The organism is Runella sp. R5_40 (assembly GCF_057652295.1).
Window position 1 is genome coordinate 226,370 of record NZ_JBYFCH010000008.1, and the last position, 8,107, is coordinate 234,476.

Below are 8,107 nucleotides of genomic sequence, written 5' to 3' on the forward strand. Positions count from 1 at the left end.
TTTTACATGGTTCTTTTCAACAAAATATTGGCTAGTCGATGGCTGCTTGGGGTATTGCTGATTGCATTTACGATAAGTGGTTTTTGGGTTGCATTGGTATTGGGAGAAGACCCAGGGTTTGGTTTGTCGGTATGGAACGATATGGCCAATGGTGGGCCATTGAATCAATTGGCCATTCCTTCACCTACTGACATTGTACAAAATAAAGAGCTGTTTCTAACGTGGTGGAGTCCAGGACAGTACGCTGTCCCTGGCGTAGTGAGTCAGTTGTTGGGCATTTCTACGGGTACGGCCAGTATTTGGGTAACGCTTTTGTTTTCGATAGCAGGATTGGTCGGCTGGTATTTTGTCTATCGGGAGTTGGGCTTCGACGAACTCGTCATTGGGCTTTGCTTGTTTTTGATGGCAACCTCTCGCTTGTTTACCATCAATTTCCTGAATTACACGGGTGGAGAGCTGCTGCTGTTTGGGAGTCAATCTTGGACCATTTGGTATTATCTTAAATACCGCTCTGCTCCGCTGAAGCTCTTTATTGGGCTGTTGTTGCTTTCGTTGGTTAGCTTTTTCTTAAAGTCAGCCTATACCATTGGCTTTGCCGCGCTGGGCGGGTGCGCAGGGCTAGCTTTTTTGTCAGACCTTGCAAAAACCCGAAAATTACTTAGCCCGAGTTTGGTGACTGTGCTAGTCATAGGGCTGTGCATCGTTTGTTATTTAGGAATTACGCAGTTTGGTTTTGTAGCTTTAGGCACTAGCCCGATTACGAGTACGAGCCAACCGTTTAAAATGGTTTGGGCTTCTTTTGAAACGCTTACCTATCCGCTGACCCACTGGTTTAGTATTGCCGAAATCTATCCTCAATTACTTCAGCGCACGAGTTTTCCGCTTTGGGGGCATGGGGTGTATTTTGTGCTGCTATTGGTAGGTTTTGTGGCAATGATTCGAATTGCCTTGGAGACGCGCTATGTGGCAGCTAGAGCGGTATTTGTGGGGTTTTATGTCGTGTATTGCGGTGTTTTTTTATTGCTGTACAACAAAGGCGCCGATATATCTATCGAATACCGCCATACCAAAGTCGTAGCTTATCTATTTTTGCCTTTGCTTGTGGCGGCGCTCCAACAACCCATTGCTACTTCATACCGAGCGGGTATTTTAGGGTTATTATTGATTCTGAATACGGGTTACGGCCTCAGTACGTTTGTGTTGAAGAAAATAGAAATTACGCGTGAATCGGCGACGGGAACGTCAGGGTTTGCTTTACGCCATGCTTCCGACGAAGACCTTGCCTTTATTCATTCGGTCGATAAACCAGCGAATATTCTGTATTTTACGTCGGGGTCTATGAATGTCGATGCGATTCATGCCCGCAAACTGGTAGGAAGTATTGATTACAAATTTGCGCGGGGATGTGGCTTTATTTTTGACAAATACGAAGGTAAAGCAGGCAATATCTACGCGTTTGTTCACGAAGCGTACGAACAGCTTCCCACCAACCCGTCGCTGCAAGCCCAGTTTCCTGGTTATACATTCCGTTTGGTGAAACAAACGAAACGATTTAAGATTTACGAAGGGCTATAAAAGGCTCGTTTAAATACACTACAATGAAGAAAAATTGGCGCAAGTATGGATTGATTTTGGGGGCTTTGTTGGGGCTGTCTGAGTTGATTTTGCGCTTTGGTTTTGGCTTTTGTAATGCGCCACTTTACATCGAAGACCCTGATTTTGAGTATGTTTTTGCCCCAAATCAGTACCGCTTTCGTTTCCGAAACGTGGTAAAAACAAACGAATTTTCGATGCGAAGTGAGCCAATAAACCCTACCGACACAACGGTCGTGCTGCTGATTGGCGACTCAGTTATCAATGGTGGAAACCCTACCAGCCACGAGGAATTAGCTTCAACATTGTTAGAAAAACAATTTACGGAACATTACCACCAGCCCGTTCGTGTGCTGAACGTTTCGGCGGGGTCGTGGGGACCTGACAATGCTTTTGCGTTTTTGAAAAAGAACGGATTCTTTGGCGCAGATGTCATTGGTTTGGTGACAAGTAGCCACGATGCCTACGACAACATGAGCCACCATAAGTTGGTGGGTGAAAACCCGAATTATCCCAATAAACAATATAAAGTAGCCTTGTACGAGTTTTGGCACCGCTACATTTACACGTTGTTTATTTATCATTACATCGAAGCACCGTTGAAAGAATGGTTGGCGCCTGCTACCCAACACGCACCCAACGACGTAATTCATAAATTTGGAACGACCTTTAATACGGGTTATCAACAATTGGCCGATACGACCAAAGCCATGGGGATTCCATTTTTTATGTACCTGCATCCTGAACTACCCGAAATTGCTCAAAATCGTTACGATAGCCAAGGAGAAGAGATTTTGGCGTTTGCCCGAAAAAATCACATTCCTGTGATTGATGAGCTCAAACTGCATCCGCCCAAAGACCTTTTCCGTAATCCTGATTTTGACAGTATTCACTATAATGCCAAGGGACAAGCGTTTATGGCCAAACATTTGTACCCTGTTTTGAAACAATACCTCGACGCTTATTTTGCCCAACATGCGCGTTCTCATCGTCCATAATCAACTTTGGGCACACTACAAGTCCAAGTTATTCAGTGAATTACACCGTTTTGCTCCCCAATACGGGCTTGAAATTAAGGTGGTGCAAATTGCACTTTCTGAAAAAAGTCGGGCCAATATGGGCGAGGCAGAGGCTTTTCGGTACGATTACGACTACGAAGTACTTTTTAAAACATCCCTCGATCAAGTGAGTCTTTGGGCGCGAACCAAAACCCTACTGGCGAAAGTTCATGCCTACCGTCCTGATGTGCTGAACCTCACGGGCTGGTACGATCCTGCACAGTGGGTATTGCTTTTTTATGCCAAACTGCGGGGTATTAACGTGGTAATTTCCAACGAATCGAACGTGCGCGACCACGTTCGGATGGGGCTCAAAGAGCGATTTAAGCAGTTTTTGTTGAGTCAGGCCGACGTCTTTTTCTGTTTTGGGAAATCTTCGGCTGCGTACTTGGAAAAATTGGGTGTCAAATCCGCTCAAATAGTGACGCAAAGGGCCGCTATTGTGGACAATGACGTCATTTTAGAACATTACCACCGCGCGTTTGCCCAACGAGAAAGCCGTAAAAACGCCCGAAATTGGGCACCTTATAACTTCATTTTTGTAGGTCGATTGATTCCGCCCAAAAACCTGCCACTGCTGCTCCAAGCTTTTGCCGAAGTACAGAAAAATGCGCCCGACTGGGGACTAGTACTGTTGGGAGAAGGAGAACAAAAAGCGGAACTACAAACGATGGCCGCGACAATTCCCAACGTTCGATTTGAGGCGGGCGTACCTTGGTACGAAGTAGCCGAATACCTAGCTTTAGCCGATGTGTTGGTGCTGCCAAGCGAGTCGGAGCCTTGGGGGCTGGTAGTCAACGAAGCCATGATATGCGGGCTGCCTGTATTGGTATCGGAGCCTTCGGGCTGCGTGGACGATTTGGTACAAGTGGGTAAAAATGGCTGGGTATTTAACCCACATCTGTTGCCTGATTTTGTGAATAAGTTGCGCCTTTTTGTGGATAATACTGAAAATTTGACTCAAATGGGAGAAAAATCAAGGCAAATAGTAGCTGATTTTGAACCGCAAAAAGTTGCCCACGAAATGCTTCAAGGAATCAAAAGTTTGGGACACTAGACCCTCCAAGTTTGGTTATCTGTGAAGTGAAAACTTGGAGGGTCTGGCTTCGTTATTGGATTAGCCCCTCCAAGTTTGGTTAGCTACGAAGTAAAAACTTGGAGGGTTTGGTTATTTTGAAATACGTTGATTCCAATATACCAAGACGTTGAGCGTAGAACGCCCCGATGCAATAAGGTCTAAATCGCCGTCATTGTCGAGGTCGGCGGCTTGCAGGTCTTCGCAGGCCATCATGACACTTTCGTCCAACGTGAACTCTTCCCAATTTTCACCATTGGCATCTTTAGGAACAAACAACCGCACGCCCACTTTTTTATCGGCGTTCGGATTGCGCCACCCTACCGCGATTTGTGAAGAACCCGTTCCCAAAAAATCTTCACAAACCACCGCGTGGCCTTGATTGAGGCGGGTGGTCAGTACCTTTTTTGTGTTGGTTTGAGTATCTAGAACAACGAGCTGATTGCCATGCCAAGGACTAACGGCAGCCACAAAAGGCTTTTTGTTGGGCAAATATCCGCGACGTACCTCACCCATACCCGTTCCTTCGCCTATCCATTGCTGCGTGGGCGTCCACTGTCCTTTCTGATAACTTACTACCTTACCGCCTTCTTTGCTGCCAATCAGAAGGCGGGTCGCGTCTTTGTCTTCCCAAATTTCAAAATTGTGCGTAATGTGCAGCGTGGAATCAATCAGGTGATAAGGCCAAGCCTGTTTTGGATTTTTAGGAACATCGTACGCCAATAGTTTTACGCCTACTCCTTCACCATTGGAATTTCCCAATCCGTGAAGCGGCGCTACAATGAGCTGGTACTTAGTTTTATCAACTTTTGCCCAACGCATTCGGTGGGTAGTGATTTCGTGGTGAAGGCGTACGGGTTCCCAAAGCTGAGTGGGGTCTTTGGGGCGAACCAAATAAAAAACTGCTCCCGATTGGGTGATGTCTTTGGTTTCGGCGGGGTTCCACATTGCCCCTACGGCTACCTCTACACGACCGTCGCCGTCGATGTCGCGGGCGGCGATACAGACGTTGTCTTTTGTAGTAAGATTTGTTGCCATGACAAAGCGTTTCCAATCACCATTTCTATACCAAACAATCTCTTTTTGGTCGGCGAGTAAAATATCTTTTCGTTGGTCGCCATCTACATCGCCAATGGCCAATCCGTAACCAATACTGATTTGATTGTCAATGACTTGTATTTTAAAATTGGGGACAGGGGATTGGGCAAAAAGTGAGGCCGTGGATAGTTGGATAAGTGCAAAAAGTAGCTTTTTCATTGGCATAGAAATTAGAAAGTGTGACGATGAGAAACGCACGGGCGTCTAATGATTTAAAAAGCAATTAAAAAGCACAATCTTTTCTTAAATTGTGAAAAATTGCAATACATTTGACCAAACCAATAAAACCACTATTTAAACTCAATCTTACACAAAATGAAAAAGTTACTCGCCCTGTTAATCACCCTTTTGTGCTTTGGCGTAACGCTAGATAGCGTGGCACAAACCGAAACAAAACCGAAAAAGGAAAAGAAAGAAAAAGCAAAAGACAAAGCCGAGGATAAAAAAGATAAAAAGGAGGACAAGAAGGATAAGAAAGAAGATAAAAAAGACAAGAAGGAAGACAAAAAAGATAAAAAAGAGGACAAGAAAGATGCCAAAACTGACAAGGGCAAAAAAGACAAGTTAGAAGACAAGGCTGACAAAAAAGAAGATAAGAAGGATAAGAAAGAAGACAAAAAAGACAAGAAGGAGGACAAGGCTGATAAGAAAGAAGACAAAGCCGACAACGCTGATAAAAAAAGCAAGGGCACGAAGGTGAAGCCTGCAGCGAAAGAGGATGATGGCAAGGAAGCTGATGGAAACACGCGCAAGAAGGTAGCAGGTGCTGATAAAACGATGGGTAAAGACGACAAAGGTCGTACGATTTACCAAGGCCCTCGCGGTGGTCAATATTACATCAATTCAAACGGGAATAAGACATACTTGAAAGCCGACGACAAATTGTAATCGTTGGAACGAAGAATCATAAAAAGAGGCGGCTCGTTTACGGGCCGCCTCTTTTTATGAGCAAAAATTTGTTGGGAGCTTACTTTGACGCTGCTGCGTAAAGCTCAGCTACTTTGTCCCAGTTAACAACGTTCCAAAACGCATCGAGGTAGTCAGGGCGTTTGTTTTGATATTTCAAGTAGTAAGCGTGTTCCCACACGTCAATCCCTAAAATAGGTGCGCCTTGCACGTCAGCTACGGGCATGAGTGGGTTGTCTTGGTTTGGGGTAGAAGTGATGACAAGTTTTTTGTCTTTTACAATCAACCAAGCCCAACCTGAGCCAAAACGACCCGCGCCAGCAGCTTTAAATTTGTTTTTAAATTCGTCAAATGAACCAAATTCTTTGGTAATCGCTGCGGCTAATTCTCCCGAAGGCATGCCTCCTTTGCCAGGGGCCATGATGTTCCAGAAGAACGTATGGTTCCAGTGACCTCCGCCATTGTTGCGGATGGCAGGAGCCGTTTCTTTCGTAATTCCTTTTACCAAAGCATCAATGCTCAATTTTTCTTCGGGCTTTCCTGCCACGGCCGTATTGAGGTTGGTGATGTATGCTTTGTGGTGACGGCCGTAGTGAATTTCCATCGTTGCTTTGTCGATGCTAGGCTCAAGCGCTTCGGGAGCGTAAGGAAGCGGGGCTTGCGTAAATTGGGCGATTGCCTGCAACGACCCTGCTGTAAGAACCACTACAAGTGCGTTTCTAAGAAAATTAGTTGTCATTGTGGTATAAAAGAATGGTTGAAACGTGAATGAGGTGCAATATTACGCAGAATAGAACGCAAGAAAAGCGAACAAAGTTGTTTTTAATCAAAAATAAAAGACCTTCTGCCCGAAGTCAGAAGGTCTTTCATAAGTATAAATGTCTGGAAGGGTTTAGGAATAACTTCTACAAAGGTACAAAATTATTTTAATAAATGAACTATTTCAAGAAAAAATTTGAAAATAGTATCTTTTTGCCCTGCCTAACCTCCTAGATTTGTTCAAAATACCGTTTACGTTCCCAATCCGTTACCGATGAATTAAATGCTGCTTGCTCGGTACGATAAAAATGGGTGTAGTGTTCTACAACGCTCTCCCCAAATGTTTCTTTGGCAAAAGGGCTATGGCTAAAAATGTCGATTGCTTCGGCCAATGTATAAGGAACGCGCGGCAAGTGAGCTGCGGCATAAATGTCACCATCAAAAAGGGCTGGTGGTTCAATCTTGTTTTTGACGCCTTCCATTCCTGAAGCTAATAAGGCTGCAAAAGCCAAATAAGGGTTACAGTCGGCACCTGGAATGCGGCATTCGATGCGCAAGCTTTTTCCTTGGCCTACTACCCGATAGCCCGCTGTGCGGTTGTCATAACTCCAGGCCAGACGCGTGGGTGCCCATGAGCCATCCACGTAGCGTTTGTAGGAGTTGATGGTAGGAGCATAAAATACCATTACATCAGGGGTGTATTTGATACATCCTCCCAAAAACCAGCGAAATACATCGGATCCTTTGACGGGGCCTAGTTGGGTATCGCCGTCAAACGCGTTTTGACCTTCTTGCCATAAACTAATATGAATGTGACAGCTTGAGCCTGCGCGGTCGGCGGCAAATTTGGCCATGAACGTCACGCTCCAACCCATGGCTTCTGCAATTTCTTTGAGGCATTGCTTATAGACAACGTGGCGGTCGCCCATGTCCAAAATATCCGAATAACGGACGTTGAGTTCGTGCTGACCCAATCCCCATTCTCCTTTAGAGGTTTCAACGGGCACACCCGACTGTTTCAAATAACGTCGTGCGGCGGCATTGAAAGCTTCGGTGCGTGTGCCTTGTAAAATATGATAATCTTCGATGTACCAGCCTACTGGTTTGAGGTTGTGATAGGCTTGGTTATGAGCCTCGCGGAAGGAGTTCTCGAACAAATAGTATTCTAATTCGGACGCCGCAAAAACGGTATAATCACTGGCTTTTTCGAGTTGAGCTCGAAGGATAGAACGAGGGGCAATATCGACGTATTCGTGCGTTTTCTCATTTTTGACGTCACAAATAACCATTGCCGTGCGGTCGAGCCAAGCAGCAATCCGAAGGGTGGACAAATCAGGAACTAAATGGAAATCGCCGTAACCCAATTCCCAATTGGCAAAAGAATACCCTGGAACGGGCTCCATGGCCATATCGGTTGTGAGGAGATAATTGCATCCGTGTGTTCCGCTTTCAAAAACGTCGTTGACGAAATATTCGGCATCAAATCGCTTCCCGACGAGGCGTCCGTAGTGGTCGGTAAAAGCAACAATGATGGTTTCAATGGTTTGTTGTTGGACAGCATCTCGTAGCTGTTCGATGGTTAAAAGGCCCTTAGGTTTAGACATGGTGTTATTTTTTG

Annotated in this window: 7 protein-coding genes; 4 read left to right on the forward strand and 3 right to left on the reverse strand. The window is 45.3% G+C overall.

Going from position 1 to position 8,107, the window contains the following annotated elements:
* The first annotated feature begins 6 nt into the window (after window positions 1-6).
* Genes AC23N5_RS16640 through AC23N5_RS16650 form a run of 3 tightly spaced genes read left to right on the forward strand, consistent with a single transcriptional unit; the run spans window position 7 to window position 3,708 of the window.
* Window positions 7-1,575 (forward strand): hypothetical protein, encoded by a 1,569-nt coding sequence (locus tag AC23N5_RS16640; protein ID WP_487756443.1) that lies wholly within the window; start codon window positions 7-9, stop codon window positions 1,573-1,575.
* Between the two features lie 23 nt (window positions 1,576-1,598).
* Window positions 1,599-2,591 carry an SGNH/GDSL hydrolase family protein gene (locus AC23N5_RS16645; RefSeq protein WP_183974829.1) on the forward strand — a complete coding sequence of 331 codons (993 nt, stop codon included), beginning with the start codon at window positions 1,599-1,601 and terminating at the stop codon, window positions 2,589-2,591.
* A complete protein-coding gene (locus AC23N5_RS16650; RefSeq protein WP_487756444.1) occupies window positions 2,569-3,708 on the forward strand; it encodes a glycosyltransferase family 4 protein in 1,140 nt (379 codons plus the stop codon). Before AC23N5_RS16645 ends, AC23N5_RS16650 begins: the two co-directional genes overlap by 23 nt.
* A 111-nt stretch (window positions 3,709-3,819) precedes the next feature.
* On the opposite strand, the gene AC23N5_RS16655 is transcribed toward AC23N5_RS16650, so the two are convergent.
* Window positions 3,820-4,983 carry an FG-GAP repeat domain-containing protein gene (locus tag AC23N5_RS16655; RefSeq protein WP_487756445.1) on the reverse strand — a complete coding sequence of 388 codons (1,164 nt, stop codon included), beginning with the start codon at window positions 4,981-4,983 and terminating at the stop codon, window positions 3,820-3,822.
* A 216-nt stretch (window positions 4,984-5,199) separates the two neighbouring features.
* On the opposite strand from AC23N5_RS16655, the gene AC23N5_RS16660 reads away from it, so the two are divergent.
* The gene (locus tag AC23N5_RS16660; protein WP_310586995.1) at window positions 5,200-5,712 is read left to right on the forward strand and encodes a hypothetical protein; all 513 of its coding nucleotides are present in this window, start codon (window positions 5,200-5,202) and stop codon (window positions 5,710-5,712) included.
* Window positions 5,713-5,791: 79 nt separating this feature from the next.
* Here the strand turns inward: AC23N5_RS16660 and AC23N5_RS16665 are convergent, their stop codons facing one another.
* Complete coding sequence (locus AC23N5_RS16665) at window positions 5,792-6,469, reverse strand: superoxide dismutase (protein ID WP_084332294.1); 678 nt, start codon at window positions 6,467-6,469, stop codon at window positions 5,792-5,794.
* Between the two features lie 250 nt (window positions 6,470-6,719).
* Entirely contained in the window at window positions 6,720-8,093 is a 1,374-nt protein-coding gene (locus AC23N5_RS16670) for a glutamine synthetase family protein (protein WP_487756446.1), read from the reverse strand.
* Between the last annotated feature and the right edge of the window lie 14 nt (window positions 8,094-8,107).

Coding starts and splice junctions, on each gene's coding strand:
- AC23N5_RS16640 (WP_487756443.1), top strand. CDS start 7: ATGGTTCTTTTCAACAAAATATTGGCTAGTCGATGGCTGCTTGGGGTA.
- AC23N5_RS16645 (WP_183974829.1), top strand. CDS start 1,599: ATGAAGAAAAATTGGCGCAAGTATGGATTGATTTTGGGGGCTTTGTTG.
- AC23N5_RS16650 (WP_487756444.1), top strand. CDS start 2,569: ATGCGCGTTCTCATCGTCCATAATCAACTTTGGGCACACTACAAGTCC.
- AC23N5_RS16655 (WP_487756445.1), bottom strand. CDS start 4,983: ATGAAAAAGCTACTTTTTGCACTTATCCAACTATCCACGGCCTCACTT.
- AC23N5_RS16665 (WP_084332294.1), bottom strand. CDS start 6,469: ATGACAACTAATTTTCTTAGAAACGCACTTGTAGTGGTTCTTACAGCA.
- AC23N5_RS16670 (WP_487756446.1), bottom strand. CDS start 8,093: ATGTCTAAACCTAAGGGCCTTTTAACCATCGAACAGCTACGAGATGCT.